Source organism: Pararhizobium gei (genome assembly GCF_029223885.1).
GTDB classification, from domain to species: domain Bacteria; phylum Pseudomonadota; class Alphaproteobacteria; order Rhizobiales; family Rhizobiaceae; genus Pararhizobium; species Pararhizobium gei.
Genome location: NZ_CP119409.1, coordinates 3,826,538 through 3,844,142, shown reverse-complemented (window position 1 = coordinate 3,844,142; position 17,605 = coordinate 3,826,538). Strand labels below are relative to the sequence as shown.

General features: G+C 60.5%; 14 protein-coding genes. 6 read left to right on the top strand and 8 right to left on the bottom strand.

Features of this window, described 5'->3' with window-relative positions; translation table 11 throughout:
- Nucleotides 1–5 precede the first annotated feature (5 nt).
- The 5 genes from PY308_RS18625 to PY308_RS18605 all read left to right on the top strand — a co-directional run bounded on the left by PY308_RS18625 (nucleotide 6) and on the right by PY308_RS18605 (nucleotide 4,983).
- On the top strand, nucleotides 6–1,076 hold the full coding sequence (locus PY308_RS18625; protein ID WP_275785506.1) for an ABC transporter ATP-binding protein: 1,071 nt from the start codon (nucleotides 6–8) through the stop codon (nucleotides 1,074–1,076).
- 4 nt (nucleotides 1,077–1,080) lie between these two features.
- Complete coding sequence (locus PY308_RS18620) at nucleotides 1,081–1,947, top strand: carbohydrate ABC transporter permease (RefSeq protein WP_275785503.1); 867 nt, start codon at nucleotides 1,081–1,083, stop codon at nucleotides 1,945–1,947.
- 10 nt (nucleotides 1,948–1,957) lie between these two features.
- The gene (locus PY308_RS18615) at nucleotides 1,958–2,881 is read left to right on the top strand and encodes a carbohydrate ABC transporter permease (RefSeq protein WP_275785502.1); all 924 of its coding nucleotides are present in this window, start codon (nucleotides 1,958–1,960) and stop codon (nucleotides 2,879–2,881) included.
- A gap of 13 nt (nucleotides 2,882–2,894) precedes the next feature.
- Complete coding sequence (locus tag PY308_RS18610) at nucleotides 2,895–3,176, top strand: DUF2160 domain-containing protein (RefSeq protein ID WP_275785500.1); 282 nt, start codon at nucleotides 2,895–2,897, stop codon at nucleotides 3,174–3,176.
- A gap of 85 nt (nucleotides 3,177–3,261) precedes the next feature.
- Entirely contained in the window at nucleotides 3,262–4,983 is a 1,722-nt protein-coding gene (locus PY308_RS18605) for an ABC transporter substrate-binding protein (protein WP_275785497.1), read from the top strand.
- A gap of 84 nt (nucleotides 4,984–5,067) precedes the next feature.
- On the opposite strand, the gene PY308_RS18600 is transcribed toward PY308_RS18605, so the two are convergent.
- The 7 genes from PY308_RS18600 to rocF all read right to left on the bottom strand — a co-directional run bounded on the left by PY308_RS18600 (nucleotide 5,068) and on the right by rocF (nucleotide 11,262).
- Nucleotides 5,068–5,715, bottom strand: a complete 648-nt coding sequence (locus tag PY308_RS18600) for a sugar transferase (RefSeq protein ID WP_275785495.1) — start codon at nucleotides 5,713–5,715, stop codon at nucleotides 5,068–5,070.
- Nucleotides 5,716–5,867: 152 nt separating this feature from the next.
- On the bottom strand, nucleotides 5,868–6,734 hold the full coding sequence (locus tag PY308_RS18595) for a DUF6030 family protein (protein WP_275785492.1): 867 nt from the start codon (nucleotides 6,732–6,734) through the stop codon (nucleotides 5,868–5,870).
- A gap of 155 nt (nucleotides 6,735–6,889) precedes the next feature.
- On the bottom strand, nucleotides 6,890–7,693 hold the full coding sequence (locus PY308_RS18590) for a potassium channel family protein (RefSeq protein WP_275785490.1): 804 nt from the start codon (nucleotides 7,691–7,693) through the stop codon (nucleotides 6,890–6,892).
- A 103-nt stretch (nucleotides 7,694–7,796) separates the two neighbouring features.
- Nucleotides 7,797–8,198: a hypothetical protein gene (locus PY308_RS18585; RefSeq protein ID WP_275785488.1), complete on the bottom strand. Its 402-nt coding sequence runs from the start codon at nucleotides 8,196–8,198 to the stop codon at nucleotides 7,797–7,799.
- A 147-nt stretch (nucleotides 8,199–8,345) separates the two neighbouring features.
- Nucleotides 8,346–8,825 carry a chemotaxis protein CheW gene (locus PY308_RS18580; protein ID WP_275785485.1) on the bottom strand — a complete coding sequence of 160 codons (480 nt, stop codon included), beginning with the start codon at nucleotides 8,823–8,825 and terminating at the stop codon, nucleotides 8,346–8,348.
- A gap of 268 nt (nucleotides 8,826–9,093) precedes the next feature.
- Nucleotides 9,094–10,299 carry an ornithine--oxo-acid transaminase gene (rocD, locus tag PY308_RS18575; RefSeq protein WP_275785482.1) on the bottom strand — a complete coding sequence of 402 codons (1,206 nt, stop codon included), beginning with the start codon at nucleotides 10,297–10,299 and terminating at the stop codon, nucleotides 9,094–9,096.
- A gap of 27 nt (nucleotides 10,300–10,326) precedes the next feature.
- Nucleotides 10,327–11,262, bottom strand: a complete 936-nt coding sequence (gene rocF, locus PY308_RS18570; protein WP_275785479.1) for an arginase — start codon at nucleotides 11,260–11,262, stop codon at nucleotides 10,327–10,329.
- Nucleotides 11,263–11,407: 145 nt separating this feature from the next.
- Between rocF and PY308_RS18565 the strand changes: the two genes are divergently transcribed.
- Nucleotides 11,408–11,842 (top strand): Lrp/AsnC family transcriptional regulator, encoded by a 435-nt coding sequence (locus tag PY308_RS18565; protein ID WP_275791199.1) that lies wholly within the window; start codon nucleotides 11,408–11,410, stop codon nucleotides 11,840–11,842.
- Between the two features lie 41 nt (nucleotides 11,843–11,883).
- Here the strand turns inward: PY308_RS18565 and PY308_RS18560 are convergent, their stop codons facing one another.
- Nucleotides 11,884–17,592 (bottom strand): translocation/assembly module TamB domain-containing protein, encoded by a 5,709-nt coding sequence (locus PY308_RS18560; RefSeq protein ID WP_275785477.1) that lies wholly within the window; start codon nucleotides 17,590–17,592, stop codon nucleotides 11,884–11,886.
- Nucleotides 17,593–17,605 lie beyond the last annotated feature (13 nt).

Below are 17,605 nucleotides of genomic sequence, written 5' to 3'. Positions count from 1 at the left end.
AGATCATGGCACGCATCAATCTCGATCATATCCGCCACGCCTACGGCCTTCGCCTGTCGGCTCCTGGTGACTACGCATTGAAGGAAGTCCACCATGAGTGGAACGATGGCGGCGCCTATGCGCTGCTGGGTCCGTCGGGCTGCGGCAAGACCACGCTGCTCAACATCATTTCCGGGCTGGTGCAGCCGTCCGAAGGCAGGATCCTGTTCGACGGCAAGGATGTGACCAACCTGTCGACCCAGGAACGCAACATCGCGCAGGTGTTCCAGTTCCCGGTGATCTACGACACGATGACGGTCTACGACAATCTGGCTTTTCCGCTGCGCAACCGGAAGGTTTCCGAACCCGAGGTCGATCGCCGTGTGCGAGAAATCATCGAGATGATCGGCCTGTCCGACTGGGCAAAGAAAAAGGCGCAAGGGCTGACCGCCGACCAGAAGCAGAAGATCTCGCTCGGCCGCGGCCTGGTGCGCTCGGATGTCAGCGCCATCCTGTTCGACGAGCCTTTGACCGTGATCGATCCGCATATGAAATGGGTGCTGCGCTCGCAATTGAAGCGGCTGCACAAGCAGTTCGGCTTCACCATGGTCTACGTTACCCACGACCAGACGGAAGCGCTGACCTTCGCCGACAAGGTCGTGGTCATGTATGACGGCGAGATCGTCCAGATCGGCACGCCGGCGGAACTGTTCGAAAAGCCGAAGCACACGTTCGTGGGATACTTCATCGGTTCGCCGGGCATGAACTTTTTGCCGGCGAAAATCGAGGGCTCCACGGTCGATCTTGAGGGCCAGACGATCGATCTGTCCTTCGCGCCGCAGGTGGCGCCGGGCGCCAGGACGGAACTCGGCATTCGCCCGGAATTCGTGAAGCTCGGGCGAGAGGGCATGCCGGTGACGATTTCCAAGGTCGAGGATATCGGCCGCCAGAAGATCGTGCGGGCGCAGTTCGGCGGGCGGCCGATGGCCATCGTTTTGCATGAGGACGGGGAAATCCCGGCGGAACCGAAGATTACCTTCGATCCGGCGGCCATCAACATCTACGCCGATAGCTGGCGCGTCGGCGCGGAGGGCTGAAGACATGCATAAGACCTGGAACAACAAGGCCTGGTTGATGGTGCTGCCGGTGCTGGTGCTGGTCGCTTTCTCCGCCGTGATCCCGCTGATGACGGTGGTCAACTATTCGGTACAGGACACGTTCGGCAACAATGAATTCTTCTGGGCCGGCACGGAATGGTTCACGGAGGTGCTCGACTCCGCACGGTTCTGGGATGCCCTGCAGCGCAACCTGTTCTTTTCCGGCATCATCCTGGCCATCGAGATCCCGCTTGGCATCTTCATTGCGCTCAACATGCCGAAGAAGGGGCTGGGCGTCCCCTTCTGTCTCGTCTTCATGGCCTTGCCGCTGCTGATCCCGTGGAATGTGGTCGGCACGATCTGGCAGTTGCTGAGCAGGGCGGATATCGGCCTTGTCGGCTACAGCCTGGCGCGCCTGGGCATTCCGTTCAACTATGCCTCCGATCCGCTGCATGCCTGGATCACCGTCGTCGTCATGGATGTCTGGCACTGGACGAGCCTTGTGGTGCTTCTGGCCTATGCCGGTCTCGTCTCGATCCCCGACAGCTACTACCAGGCAGCCAAGATCGACGGCGCGTCGCGCTGGGCCGTGTTCCGCTATATCCAGCTTCCCAAGCTGAAGCGGGTGCTCTTGATCGCCGTGCTGTTGCGCTTCATGGACAGCTTCATGATCTATACCGAGCCCTTCGTCGTCACCGGTGGCGGGCCGGGATCCGCCACGACCTTTTTGTCGATCGATCTCGTGAAGATCGCCGTCGGCCAGTTCGACCTTGGACCTGCCGCCGCCATGTCCCTCATCTATTTCCTGATCGTCCTGCTGCTCTCATGGGTGTTCTACACCGTGATGACCAGCAGCGACGCCGCCAACTGAGGAGAGCGTGATGAACACCCACGCAAGCGCCATCCCGACCGCACAGACGGATGCCGCCGACACGCTACGGACGGGCATGACGCAGGTGGCGGAACGCCGCCCCGGCACGCTTCCATTGCCGGCACGGCGCACGAAAACCGGCTTGGCCTGGCTCGTGCCGACGCTTTATATCGTGTTCCTGATGCTGCCGATCTACTGGCTGGTGAACATGAGCTTCAAGACCAATACGGAGATCATGTCCGGCGTCTCCTTGTTTCCGCAGACGCCGACGCTGCGCAATTACATGGTGATCTTCACCGATCCGTCCTGGTACAAGGGCTATATCAACTCGATCCTCTATGTCGTTCTCAACACGATCATCTCGGTTTCGGTGGCGCTTCCGGCGGCTTACGCTTTCTCGCGTTACCGGTTTCTGGGCGACAAGCACCTGTTCTTCTGGCTGCTCACCAACCGCATGGCGCCGCCGGCCGTGTTCGCGCTGCCCTTCTTCCAGCTCTACTCGGCCTTCGGGCTGATCGACACGCATATCGCGGTTGCGCTGGCGCACTGCCTGTTCAACGTACCGCTGGCCGTCTGGATCCTCGAGGGCTTCATGTCGGGCGTGCCGAAGGAAATCGACGAAACCGCCTATATCGACGGGTATTCCTTCCCGCGCTTCTTTGTGAAGATCTACGTGCCCCTGATCGCATCGGGCATCGGTGTGGCGGCCTTCTTCTGCTTCATGTTTTCCTGGGTCGAGCTTCTGATCGCCCGCACCCTGACGACCACCGACGCCAAGCCGATCGCTGCCATCATGACCCGCACGGTCTCGGCATCGGGCATGGACTGGGGCGTGCTGGCGGCGGCCGGTGTGCTGACGATCATTCCGGGCGCGCTGGTGATCTACTTCGTGCGCAACTACATCGCCAAGGGCTTTGCCCTTGGCCGGGTATAGGGGAGGCAGTCGCATGGACTTTTCGTGGATGGCATGGACGCTGCCGACGGCGCTCTTTTTCCTGACGATCCTTTCTCTGCTGATCGGCATGGGCATCTGGGAATATGTATCGCCGGGCGGCAATCCGCGTGTCGGCATTCTGCGGTTCGAGACCACGCGCGGCGACCGGCTCTTCGTGTCGCTGCTGGGCTCGGCCTTCATTCATCTCGCATGGCTGGGGCTTGGCGGCCCTGACCTGTGGTGGGCTCTTGCTCTGTCAGTTGTCTACGCCGTCGGCGTCTTCAAACTGGTCTGAGACAGGACGTACGGACGGATTGCCCTGGGGAGGAACCATTGGACAATCCGGATATTGCAAATCGCAAAAACCTGAGGAGGAACATATGCGACAGCATCTATTGACATCGACGGCGGCCATGCTGCTGGCCTTTACCGGGACCGCATTCGCGGGCATGGATGAAGCAAAAACCTTCCTGGATGCGGAAGTGGGCGAGTTGTCGACCCTCGATCGCACCGCCCAGGAAGCCGAAATGCAGTGGTTCATCGATGCTGCCAAGCCGTTTGCCGGCATGGACATCAAGGTGGTCTCGGAAACCATCGCCACGCATGAATATGAATCGAAGGTGCTGGCGCCGGCCTTCACCGCCATCACCGGCATCAAGGTCACGCATGACCTGATCGGCGAAGGCGACGTCGTCGAAAAGCTGCAGACGCAGATGCAGTCGGGCGAGAACATCTACGACGCCTATGTCAACGATAGCGACCTGATCGGCACCCATTGGCGCTACCAGCAGGCCCGCTCGCTGACCAAGTGGATGGCCAACGAAGGCAAGGACGTCACCAATCCCGGTCTCGACCTCGCCGACTTCATCGGCACCAAGTTTACGACGGCTCCGGACGGCGATCTCTACCAGCTCCCTGACCAGCAGTTCGCCAACCTCTACTGGTTCCGCTATGACTGGTTCAACGACGAGAAGAACAAGGCGGACTTCAAGGCGAAGTACGGCTACGATCTCGGCGTTCCCGTCAACTGGTCTGCCTACGAGGACATCGCCGAATTCTTCACCGGCCGCGAAATCGACGGCAAGAAGGTTTTTGGCCACATGGACTATGGCAAGAAGGACCCGTCGCTCGGCTGGCGCTTCACCGATGCCTGGCTTTCCATGGCCGGCAACGGCGACAAGGGCCTGCCGAACGGCCTGCCTGTGGACGAATGGGGCGTCAAGGTCAACGAGAAGTCCCAGCCTGTGGGATCCTGCGTTGCCCGCGGCGGCGACACCAACGGCCCGGCATCGGTCTATTCGATCCAGAAGTACCTCGACTGGTTGAAGGCCTATGCACCGCCGGAAGCCCAGGGCATGACGTTTGGCGAGTCCGGTCCGGTTCCGGCCCAGGGCAATATCGCCCAGCAGATGTTCACCTACACGGCCTTCACGGCCGACTTCGTCAAGGAAGGCTTGCCGGTCGTCAATGCGGACGGGACGCCGAAATGGCGTTTTGCTCCGAGCCCGCATGGCGTCTACTGGAAAGACGGCATGAAGCTCGGCTATCAGGACGTCGGCTCGTGGACGCTGCTGAAATCGACACCGGAAGATCGCGCCAAGGCCGCATGGCTCTATGCGCAATTCGTCTCGTCCAAGACGGTTGACGTCAAGAAAAGCCAGGTTGGCCTGACGCTCATCCGCGAAAGCACGATCCAGCACAAGTCCTTCACGGACCGTGCGCCCAAACTGGGCGGACTGATCGAGTTCTACCGTTCGCCGGCCCGCGTGCAATGGTCGCCGACCGGGACGAACATTCCCGACTATCCGAAGCTGGCACAGCTCTGGTGGCAGGCGATCGGCGACGCATCCTCGGGTGCAAAGACCGCGCAGGAAGCCATGGACTCGCTATGCGCCGAGCAGGAAAAGGTGCTGGGCCGCCTCGAACGGTCCGGCATCCAGGGCGATATCGGCCCCAAACTCGCCGAAGAACACGATCTGGCCTACTGGAACGCGCAAGCCGTCAAAGCCGGAAACCTCGCCCCTCAGCTCAAGATCGAAAACGAAAAGGAAAAGCCAATAACCGTAAACTACGACGAATTGGTCAAGAGCTGGCAGAAATAAGCTTCGGCTTACCGCCAAAAAGGAAAGCCGCTCGGGTGTCGCCCGGGCGGCTTTTCGCTTGCCGGCCTATCCTGCCGGTATTTATCACGCGAAGGCGTGCCTCCAGGCTATCGAAGCAGTTTGCTTCAGAATCTTCAGATCAAGCAGCAGCGAGAAATTGCGGATATAATCGACATCATGCACGATGCCGCGGATTGCCGGCCAGCGTTTCTCAACCGGCGCAGTCATGTGGCGAACCCTGGCCAGGCCGGTCATGCCCGGCTTCACCACATGGCGACGGTGGTAGCCCCGCACGATCTCCTCGAACGCAAGGCCTGATGCCATCATATCCGGCACATGCGCCTGCGGGCCGACGAGCGACATATCTCCTCTCATGACGTTCCAGAACTGGGGCAAAGCCTCCATCTGCATCTTGCGCAGAAAGCGACCTGTTCGCGTCAAAGGCGCAGCATGCTCCATCTTGCCGCCACGATCCTGGTGAACGCAGCGGAATGTCAGGCTTTCATAGGGAACAGTATCGCGCCCTATTCGAAGCTCCCTTCGGAGAACAGGGCCTTTGCTGTCTGCTTTGATAACCATTCCGATGGCCACCATCGCAGGCAGCAGGATGAAGAGCGCCGTTGCCGCGGCCGTGACATCAATGATGCGCTTAATGGCAAACTGGACCGGCACATCCGGCGTCTCGACAGGCCCTACGCTGAACCTCACCGGGGCGCCTCTGGGAGCATGCATCGGATTTCCGGCAAGCGTGTTCCGCAACATGATGTTCTACTCCTGCATACGGCTCAGTTGCCTTAATCCTTTATTAAGGACGCCGGCCTGGCAAGGTTGCTGCACATCTATCTGGGTTTGTGGTTAACCGGCGGGCGCAGAAGCCATGACGCTCAAGGTCCGGGTGGCAATGGGAGACCATCACGGTTTTCGCCGGCCATCATGCCTCCGATCTTTGGCGTGCCATCGTTGCTGCGAAGCGGAAACCATTGCGTTCGGTCAAAATAAAGGTCCGCGGCGGATTGGCTAAGCGGCCTATTGGTCTGGCTGGCCAGGAAATTATAGCGCGGCGGTTCGCCAAATTCGCGCTTGAACTGGATCCGGCTTCCAAAATTGCGAATGTCGAATGGCTGGTATGCCTTGATCCTGGTAATGATTTCGTCCGCATTTCCCCAACGAACCTGGTTGAGGAATATGCTTGCTGCCTCACCACCACGCTCAGCGACTGTCCCGGCATCGGCGGCATTCTCGACGTTCAGCTTGACACGGAATGAGGTGACCCGCTTTTCACCGTCTCCCCTGATGAAGATGAAGAGCGACGACGGCACCGCTTCCTCGCCTTCCGGAGCTGGAAGGACGATGGTGGACGAGCATTCCCAGTTTTCCTGGGCTGCGCTGCTGACGGTCCAGTCAAGGTCCCCGAAGCCACCCTCGCTTAGCTCTTCACAAAGGGTTCGAGGGTCACTTTGAATGAAGCGAATGAAATTTTGCTGCGGAACGCGCATATCCGCGAACATATGCGTCGGGAAAATCAGTGTCCGCGCCGCCAAGCGGACGGTGCGCAGCGACCTGACTTGGACTGGCGCGGGAGTGGGCTCGACGGTTTGCAGGATTTCGGGATGGCCGAGATAGGTGAGCAGTGTCCGCAGATTGCGTTTGTCGTTGGCAAGAAGCACGGTCGTCAGAATAGCAGCGAAGATCAGGCCGACGGTGGCAAGAAAGAATGCCTTACCGGACCGGCCCTTCTGCTCCTGTTTCATACCGAGTCCGGACTCCCGTTCAACCCTGTCTGGGCAGTCTCGCTGTCACCACAGCTATTGTCGAGAAAGAACAGAGATATCAAGCTTTAAAATAGGGCGATTGCCTGCAGGTCCGTATCCGGATTGACAGAAATGCCGGTGCATTCGGTGTCTGGCTACAGACCGTCGTCCGGAATGTTGAGCATATGGCCGCAGGCCTTGCAGTGAACGGCGTCGACATCATGTCGCTGCAAGCCGCATTGAGGGCAGGGGAAGAGTATCTTGTGCGGGCGTACTATCGCCTGGGCCAGCCTTACAAACAGCGAGACGCCGAAAATCATCGTAATGATCGAGGTCAATTTACCGAGTGTGCCTGGGAGCGTAATGTCGCCAAAGCCCGTGGTCGTAATAGTCGCGACGGTAAAGTAGAGCGCATCGACAAAACCTTCGACGCCGGCCTGGTCATAGAAAAATACCGTGTAGACGAAGCCGGTGATGAGAAACAGGAAGGTCAGGAAATTGATGCAGGCGCGGATGACATCTTCCCATTCGCTGCAGCCGGCGCGCTTGATCAAAAGCACGAAAACCTTGCTTTGGCCGAGAGACCAGATACGAAACGCCCGAAGAAATGCAAAATTGGAAAAGGTGGCAGGGAAAACCAGAGTCGCAAGGATGGCGACATCGACCCATGTCATGGGCCGCGTTAGCCAACGCAATATATTTGAAGCTATCAGCGCGCGCGCGCCAAGCTCGAACGCGATCATCACCGCAATCATGTAGTCGATGATCAGATAGGCACGCCCGCCGCCGAAATATGGTCCTGCCAGGAAAAAGACAATGATCGCCAGATCAATGATTGCCATGCCGATCTGGAAGCGAATGGCTTTGGTGCTGGTTCCAAGATACAGCGTCCGGAGTCTGGAACGCAGCCGCTCCAGGGGCGCAAAGGCAGGCGACGAGGAGGCTTCATACTTTTTCATAAGGGCAGGATAGACGGTAGCCTGGAGTGGTCAAGCGCAACTGCTTCATCAACGCCGATCCGCGTTCCGGCCGCTGACTAGTCGAATTGCATGCGATATGGGACTATTGTTTCTGCGCTGCCTCTTTATCCGTGCGACCGCTTGGAATGGTGCTTGTCGTGGTCGCCACCGGATCGCTTGCGGGAAATGTTCCCTCCAAGCCCTCATTGAGTTGATCCTCCAATGTCGAAGAATCCTCTGACGCACGGGCGCTTCTCAACGATGCGGCAGCCGGCGACTGGCCTTCCAAGACTTCGGATTCGGCATCCGGGCTATCGTTCGATCGCGTTTTTGCAAACCTCATCATCATCGCCTTTGCTTTTTCGATGGCGTTCAGACGGGACAGATCGCCATCCTCGTCTTTCTTCATCTGCACGGAGATTATGTCGCCGCTGTCGCTGACGAATTCCACCGTAATGAGGCCGGATGAGGGCTGAGCGTGGACCTGGGTTTCGATCGCTTGCATGGTATTGCCTCCGAAAGCTGACTGCGAGCGATAACAGTTCCGGAGAGGCTTTGTTCCCTTTGTCCCGGCTCGAGACCAGATCGCGCTGATTGAAGGCTCAAGCGAAAAAGCGGCCAGCGGCCGCTTTTGTCATTTCTGCCAGGCCGATCAGGCCGCCATTTCGTCTATTTCGCGTTCTTTGAACATGCGAGCGAGATTGAGGAAGCAGATCATTCCCGTCTCGTTGGCGATGATGCCTTCGGCGTAACTCTTATCGAAGGAGGTTGTGATTTCCGGAACGGGCTGAACCTGGTTGCCCTGGACGGTCAGGATATCGGACACACGATCGACGACGAGCCCGATGACCATGTTGTGGACTTCGGCGACGACGATTGCGCTGCGCTCGTTGGCGACGGTCGATTTCATGCCGAGCTTGTGAGCAAGATCGATGATCGGGATGACGGTGCCACGAAGGTTCATAACCCCAAGCACTTCGGCCGGCGAATGCGGGATCGGCGTCGATGGTGCCCAACCGCGGATTTCGCGGATGGTCGTTGTCTTCACGCAGAATTCCTGATCGTGGAGACGGAAGGCAATGATCTCCAACGTCTCGCCGTCGAAACCTGCCATTTTCAATGCGTTCGTCATCTGCGGTTCCTTCGCGTTGCGGCTATCGGTTGGCGTCATATTGCCCGGCGTCATGACAGCCTGCCGCTCACGGCTTTTCCGCGCGGCGCCGGTTCGCCAGATCAAATATATGGAATGCCGTTACATCCGGCCAGGGGCGACGCGTCATGCACGGCCAGGCAGCCGTTCTCGCCTTGAGGAGACCTTATATAAAAATCGTTAAGAGATGCTTTTTCATGGCAAGGGAATATGCGTCCGGCCGGATGAGCGGCGACGCATATTCTTCGTTTCAATTCGATGTCAAAACAGCGGAGAAATGCTCGACGGCCCAATCGACCTGGTCCTGCGTGATCACCAGCGGCGGCGCGATCCGGATCGTGTCACCATGGGTGTCCTTGGCTAGAATGCCGCGCTCTTTCAGCGCTTCGCAGTATTTTCGGGCGCCGCCGGCCTCCGGCACGAGTTCGACGGCCAGCATCAGACCGCGACCGCGGACCTCCTTGATGATGTTGGAGCGGATGTCCTTGAGACCTGCCTGGAACCGGTCGCCCATCCGGGCGGAATTTTCGATCATGCCTTCCTCGGTCAACGCCTTGAGGGCCGCGCGGGCGATGGCGCAGGCGAGCGGATTGCCGCCGAAAGTGGAGCCGTGCTGGCCGGGCTTGAGCACGCCGAGCACTTCGGAGTTGGAAAGCACAGCCGAAACCGGATAGAAGCCGCCCGACAGGGCCTTGCCGATCAAGGTCACGTCCGCCTCGATGCCCTCATGTTCTTCCGCCAGAAGCTTTCCGGTGCGGCCGAGCCCGGTCTGGATCTCGTCAAGAATGAGCGTGACGCCATGACGGGTGCAAAGCGCGCGTACCTCCGGGAAATAGCCCGGCGGCGGGATGATGACGCCGGCTTCGCCCTGGATGGGCTCGATCAGAAAGGCGACTGTGTTTTCGGTGATTGCAGCACGCAAGGCATCGATATCGCCAAACGGCACGGTGACGAAGCCAGGTGCGAACGGCCCGAACCCCGAGCGGGCGTCGGGATCGGTGGAAAAGCCGACAATACCCATGGTGCGGCCGTGGAAATTATCGGAGCAGACGATGATCTCCGCCCTGTTTTCTGCAACGCCCTTGACCTCGTAGCCCCATTTACGCACCGCCTTGACGGCGGTCTCGACGGCCTCTGCGCCTGAGTTCATCGGCAGGATCTTGTGACTGCCGGTCAATGCTGCCAGTTCCTCATAAAGAGGCGCAAGCTGGTCGTTGCGGAAGGCGCGGGAGGTCAATGTCAGCTTGCTGGCCTGCTCGACCATGGCGGCCAGAATTTTCGGGTGGCAGTGACCCTGGTTGACGGCGGAATAGGCCGACAGGCAATCGAGGTAGCGATTGCCATCGAGATCCCAGACATGGACGCCTTCGCCGCGTGACAGAACGACATCCAGCGGTTTGTAATTATGCGCACCGAGCCTGTGTTCGGTTTCGATCAGGGCGTTGGTCGGGTTCATAAGCGCTCCTTGGGCTCGTGTTTGTGTTCAGGCGCTGCGCGTCGGGCGATCGAGAATACGGCGGCCGAACAGGCTGGCCGTCAGCTCGACCAGGATGCGGGCGCTCTTGCCGCGATCGTCGAGGAAGGGATTGAGCTCGACGAGATCCAGCGACGAGACGAGGCCGCTGTCGCAGAGCATTTCCATGATCAGATGCGCTTCGCGGAACGTCGCGCCGCCCGGAACGGTGGTGCCGACGCCGGGGGCGAAGTCGGGATCGAGGAAATCTACATCGAGACTGACATGCAACAGGCCGTTTGCGGCACTCACCGTGGCGATGATTTCATGCATGATGTGGGCCATGCCGGTTTCGTCAATGGCGCGCATGTCGAAGACATTGACTCCATGGTCGGCGATTTCCTCGCGCTCGCGTTCGTCGACCGAGCGGATGCCGACCTGAAACACCTTTTTCGGATCGACAAAAGGACGGTCCTTGTCGAGGATCGGAGCAAATTCAGCCTCGCCGCAAAAGAAAGCGACCGGCATTCCGTGCATATTGCCCGATGGCGTCGTGTCCGGAGAATTGAAGTCGGCATGGGCATCGAGCCAGAGCACGAAGAGCGGACGGCCGACTTCGGCTGCATGACGCGCCATGCCGGAGACCGATCCCATGGCCAGCGCATGATCGCCGCCAAGGATGACCGGAACGCCGCCGGTACGGGCGACGTCATGCACGGCAATGTCGAGCGCCCGCGTAAAGGCAGCAACGATCTGCAGGTTGTTGGCGCCCTTGTGATTGGCGAGATCCCGCGCCGGCATCGGCTTCAGATCGCCATCGTCGCTGACGATATGGCCAAGCTCGGCCAGCGTCGTGTCGAGGCCCGCGATGCGCAAGGCAGCCGGTCCCATGGCGCAGCCGCGACGGCCGGAGCCTTCCTCAATCGGCGCGCCGATCAGAGTGATCTTTTTCCTGGTCTCAGCCATTGGGTCCCCTGCGGATTGCGAAACGCCGGTCGCACCGGTTATGCGCGGATTATACGGGCCTGGGCGTTGGCAAATAGAGGGAAAACTGGCAAATAGACGGAAAAATTCTTCACTTTGATAAGTGTGGGTGGACACAGTGATAAGCCTGGACGATCTGGACCGCGCGCTCATCGGCGCTTTGCGGCACAATGCACGCACCCCGGTGTCATCGCTGGCCGCCGCCACTGGCACGTCGCGTGCCACGGTCGCCGCCCGAATCGACCGGCTGGTCGCCTCCGGTACCATCGCCGCCTTCACGATCCGCACGGGAGCAGAACTTTCCGGCAGCGGCGTGCGGGCGATCGTCATGATCGAGATCCACGGCAAGATGGCCGACCAGGTCGCCACACAGCTGCGCGGCCTGCCGCAGGTGCGGGCGCTTCATTCCACCAATGGCCGCTGGGATTTCATCGCCGAACTGGAAGACAAGGATCTCGCGACTTTTGACGAGACCCTGAGGCGCATCCGGCTGATCGACGGCATCAATCTGACGGAAACCAATATTCTATTAAAGACCAGCAAGCTTTCCGCAGCGTTGTAGCCGACTTCGCGGTCCGCCAGGAATTGCGGTGCATACTGTCGTCAATATTCCTTCTCATAGAAAATCCCCGCGCCCGTCCCCTCGCCGCCGGCCTCGCCGCGCAGCTTGATGCCGCGGCCGACATCGAGATTGATGATGGCTTTGCCGCCGCCGGCCTCCGCTCCTGATTTCAGTTCCAGATAGGTGCGGTCGTTCAGATACTTGCCGGCCGTCACTTCGGCGCCGCCGCTTGCATCCGTCGAGACATTGAGATCATCGACGCCGAGCTTGTTGCGCAGGCCGTTCAGCAGGCCGTTCGACCCACCGCCGGCAAGCTCGCTCACAGCACTTGCAAGCTGTGCGATCTGCAGGGCGGAAAGGTTCGAGAGCGAGCGGTTGAAGATCAGCTGCGCCAGGATCTCATCCTGCGGCAAGGCTGGCGATGACGAGAAGGTCACCGATGGATTGTTGGCGACGCCGGCGACATTGATGGTGATCGTGGTCGAACCTGCGCTCGATGTCGCGTCGAGATCGAGCGTCGGGATCAGATTGCCGCCGAAGCTGATCGTGCCATCGGAGAAATCCAGCCGCTTGCCGAGGATTTCGAGACGCCCCCGTCGCATCCGGAAAGCGCCGGAGACCGAGGGCTGGGCGGCCGTGCCGCGGATGGTGAGGTCACCGCCCAGTTCCGCGTTGACGCCGCGGCCGCGAACGAAGAGCCGGCCGGGCGCGCTTACGGTGAGGTCAAAGGCGATGCCATCGCTGCCACCAGCGCCATCGCCGCCTTCGTCCTTGCGGACATCCGCCACCATTCGCCTGACCTTGGCCGGGGCGTTCTTGTGCTTGATGTTGATCTCGGACAGCGAGGCCGGCAGCTTTTCTGGAATGGTGATGGCTGCCTTCTCGATCTTGACGGTGCCGCCGAGAACAGGCGCCGACGTCAGCGGGCCTTTCAGGGTCAGCGCGCCGTCAACGGTCGCGGTGACGAGACTGCCGTCTATATAGGTCGCGTTGTCGAGACGGATCGCGAGATCGGCGGGAAAGCCGGAACCGGGCGCTATTCCAACGGTGCCGGTGACATCGATGCCGCCACCGCTTGCAAGCTTACCCGACAGCCGCGAAATTCTCGCCTGTTTGCCATCCAGCGCTACGCTCGCGGTAAGGTCGCCCAGAGCAAGGTTGCGCCGAACGTCTACGAGGCGGGCGCCCGCCGTGGTGATCGTCCCGTTGATGACAGGTGCCGTTACAGCGCCGGTTACGGAGAGATCGACATTGGCGGCGCCTGTGAGGGTGAAACCCTGTTCAGCGAGCAGGCCGGCGGCAAGGCCGAAGGGCAGGTTGCCGGAGAATTTCATGTCCATCGGTCGGTTTCCGGTCATGCCGAGCGAGCCGCCGCCGCGGAAGGAGAGGCCGCCCCCGCTAACTGCGGTGTCGAGCGTCAGCCGGTTGTTGACGAATTGCCCCTTTGCGGTGACGTCGAGCGAAGGCACGCCGGCGGCGCTGGCCTGGGCAACCATGGCATTGGCCCATCTGAGATCATAGGAGACATCCGGCGACTGCGGGGTACCCTTGATCCCGATCGTGCCGCTGATCTGCCCTTTGGCGCCGAGCGACGGGGAGAATGTGTTGGCAAGCTGCGCGGGCAGGGCATTCAGCTTGACGCCGAGATCGAGCCGTTCGCCCGCCGTGCCGGACACGGCAACCGTGCCGCCGGATGCGTCGATCGTCAGGTTGCGCAGATCGACGGTGCCGTTCCTGATGGTAATGGTCGTCGGCGCCGCAAGCTTGAGCGGCAGTTTCTTCGGCGAAGCCGTAAAGGAGGCAAGGTTGACGGTGGTCGTGCCGGCGGCTGTCTTGATGTCGCCCCGCAGTTTCAGCGGCGCGCCGTCGTAGCTGCCGTCGAGAATGACATCGGTCTTGTCGGCTTTTTGCGCAAAATCAAGCTTCAGGCCGCTGATGCGGTTTTCCCCCTGGGCAAAGCTCTCGACGGAAAGATTGCCCCTGACGGAAAGCGTCTTCAGATCGGCGATCGTGATGTCTGCGACCGGCTTGGTAATCACCAGGTCGCCGCGCCGGATGCCGGAACCGCCGGCCTTCAGCGCTACCGCAGTGACGCCGCCATCGCTGGTGATGGACGCGGAGCCATTGATGTCGCCGGACGCCTTTTCGCCGGCCATCGCCGCAAGCAGGGCGACATCCGGGAAATTAAAGTCGATTTTCCCCTTGGGAAGGAAATCGCTGGTGAAATCGACCACCCCATTCAGGGTGTTGTCGCCGATCCGCACGTTCAGAACCGGAATACTGGTGGCGCCATCTTTCGAGACCAGATCTGCATCGACATTGATCGCCTGTCCGGCAAGCGCCCCGGTCGCGTTGATTTTCGCCTGCGGGTTCTTCGGATTGATCGTTGCGTCCGCTGCCAGCTGCAGGTCGCTCAGCGTCCGACCGGCCAGCGTTGCGCCGCTGGAGGTGATCTGCGCCTTGACGCCCAGATTGTCGAGCGGTCCAGTGGCATCGACAGTAAAGTCTGCCCGTCCCTTGGCGTCGGCGAGAAGTTTGCCGAGGTCGGGCAAGGTGCCGGTCAAAAGTGCCGTAAGATTGCTTGCCTTAAGCGCAACGGAGCCTGCCGCCTCGATCGTGGTGGAGGCCAGAATAAGGTTGCTGACATCGACAGCGCCGTCCGGACCGGTCTTCAGCCGGCCACTGACATCGACCGGGGCATCGAATTTGGCTGAAACCGCAGCCGGAAGCGCGGCGGGTCGTGCTGAAAGCTTGAACCGCGTGTCCAGACTGTTGTCCGAAAGCCGGAAGGCACCGTCGAGCGTACCGTCAAGATTGGCACTGCCGATAGTCACAGGGGCGAAGGTGATTGCTTCCGGGGCCACGTTCAGTTGTGCTTTGATTTCAAGCGGGCCTTTGATCGCCCGATCGAGATCGGCATTAACAAGTTGGGTCGGTCCGGTCCCGATCGTGGCTTCTATCTTGCCGGAACGTGTCTCAAGATTGAAGGCGTTGCTACGCGCCTGGAGCTTCACGGATTCGACACGGCCTTGCGGAAGAGCGATCTCCTGAGCATCTGCTGTCACATCAAGAGCGGCCGATGTCATCGTGCCGTTGATCGAGGCGGTGCCACTGTTGAGAACGAGATGCGCCTCGCCGCCCTGGATTGGCAGGCGAAGGTCGATCGCCGCAAGCTCTGCGGTCAAGGCGAGGGCTTCACCTGCGGTGCCGTTGACCGTGACCGTGCCGCCGAAGCCGTTCACGGCCAGTTGCTGCAACGCCACGGTGCCGTTCTCGAGGACGATGGTCGAAGGCTGGGCCAGGGTCAGCGGGATTTTTCTCGGCGTGGCCGCGAAGGATTGGAGATTGATGGTGGTGCGCCCGGCCGACGCCTGGAGATCGCCGCGAGCGCTGAGCGGTGCGTCATCATAGGCGCCGTCGAGGGCGAAAATGGTCCGTTCGCCCTGCCGTTCGAAACCCAGCTTCAGACCCGCCAAACGGTTCCCGCCCTGGCGGGCTTCATCGACCGTTACCGTTCCCCGGATGGCAAGCGCGCCAAGATCGGCGATCGTAATATCAGCTGCAGGTTTCGTGATGACGAATTCGCCCCGCGTGATGCCGGAGCCGCTCGCCTTGACCGAAACCGACGTGATGCCATTCTCCGACCTGATATCTGCAGAACCTGCCAGATCGCCGGATGCGCTCTGTCCTGCCATGGCGGCCAGCAGGCCAATATCGGGAAAGTCGAACACAAGCGCGCCGTTCGGCTTGAGGTCGCCGGTGAAATCCAGCGATCCTTTGAGTGTGTTGGTGCCGATGACAGCCTCGATCGACGGGATGCCGGTGGTGCCCTTCGCGGTCTGGACGTCCGCCTTGGCGCTGATGGCCTGGCCGTCGAGCGTGCCGCTTGCGGTCACGGTTCCGGTCGGACCATCCCGTCCGACGACGGCGTCGGCGTTCACCTCGAGATCGTTCAGCACGCGCCCGGCAAGGTTCGCGCCGGTTGAGGTGATCTGGGCTTTGACCGCAAGCGCGTCCAGCGGTCCGCTGATATCCGCGCTGAAGGCGGCCGTCCCTTTGGCGCCGGCGGCAAGCTTGCCGATTTCAGGCAGCGTGCCGGTAAGGGTTGCTGTCAAGGCTCCGGTTTCGAGTGCAGCCGAGCCGGCCAGTTTGACAAGGTCCGATGTCAGCGTGAGATCGCTGACCGTAACGTCGCCGGTGGCGCCGGTTCCCAGAATGCCGGACAGTGCAACCGGTGTCGTTATCTTACCCGCAAGTGCCGGTGGCAGGGAGGACGGTGCCGCAAACAGTTTGAAACTCGCAGCCAGTGTATTTTCCACAAGAGTGTAGGCACCGGTCAGTGTGCCGCCGATGCTGGCGCTCTCCAGCGTGACCGGATTAAACGAAACCGTTTCCGGCGTCAGCGACAGGCTGCCTTCGAGTTTCGCAGGCCCTTTGACAAGCCGGTCGAGATCGGCGCTGACAAACCGTGTCGCGCCGGTTTCTACCGTCGTCCGGATAGGGCCGGTGCGGGTCGAGAGATTGAAGCTGTCGCTATAGGCATGCAGCTTGATCGCTTCGATTTCGCCCTGCGGCAGCGTTGCCTTGCCGATCTCGCCGCCAATGTCGAGCACGGCGTTCTGCGCGTCGCCGATCAGCGATGCGCTTACCCGGTCGATCGCCAGCAGCGCCTGTCCTTCTTCCAGTGGAAGCCGGAAGTCGATGGGTCCGTTCTTGCCGGAGAGACTGATTTGGAGATCATTCTCTCCGGCCGTGCTGTAGGTTCCTGATGCCGAAAGGGTCAGTGCGCCGGTGGAAAGATTGCCAGCTTCGATCTTGACCGTCGTGTCGGTGATCGCGGCGGCGAGGTCGATGTCGCTGGTGCCCTCGAACAGCGGTCTAAAAGCTGCCGGCAAGAGGTCGCTGAACGTTCCGCCGCCCTTCAGCGAGACCGCGCGCTGGCCGTCCGCCGCCAATCGATGCCGGCCATCGAATTTCACAACCTGGTTGTCGTCCAGTGCGGCCGTTGCAGTTCCGCTCCAGTCCGAAAGGGGTCCGTTGCCCGTCACTCGGACGCTGACAGCCGGCTCGCCAGGAAGCCGCATGGCTTTCGCAAGCAGGCCGTTTTTCGGTTCGTCGACCGTCATGTCCAGCTTGAGCGCGTTGGCCGCGGGATCAAAAACGATATCGGCAACCGCCTTTGCGTCCGGGCGGTCGCGCTGGGAAAGCGCCAGGGCGGTTGCGATGCTGGCATTCGTGGCGTCAAGCCTGCCATTGGCGCTGAGAAACTGATCCGTTCCCGCAATCTCTTTGCCGATGATGATTTCCTTCAAATCGAAAGAATCGATGCCGACTTCGAGTGGCAAGGCGAAGGTGCTGCGGACTTCCTGGGTTTCCTGGGATGGGATCGGCAAGCGCTCCAGCCGCACCGAGCCGGCGGACAGCATTGCCGCCTGGAAGCGCTTTGAAAACAGTGCGGTCGGGGACCAGTCAATGGCGATTTCCCGGATTTCCGCGTAAACACCCTTGCTGTCAAACAGTGTTATGCTGGAGGCCGTGAAATCGCCGGTCAGAAGCGCGCTTGGATCGTTAATCCGGACGATCTGATCCGGCGTCGAGGCATATTTTTCGATCAGCTTGGCAACGACGCGCGCGCCTGGCGCGGTAAATCCGGCGAAAAGCACGAAAAGCACTGTCGCGACGAAGACAAGACCGAGGCCATAAAGGAACCAGCGCGATGCGGCTTTGAGAAAGCGGAACAGTCGATTCATGGTTTATCCAAAG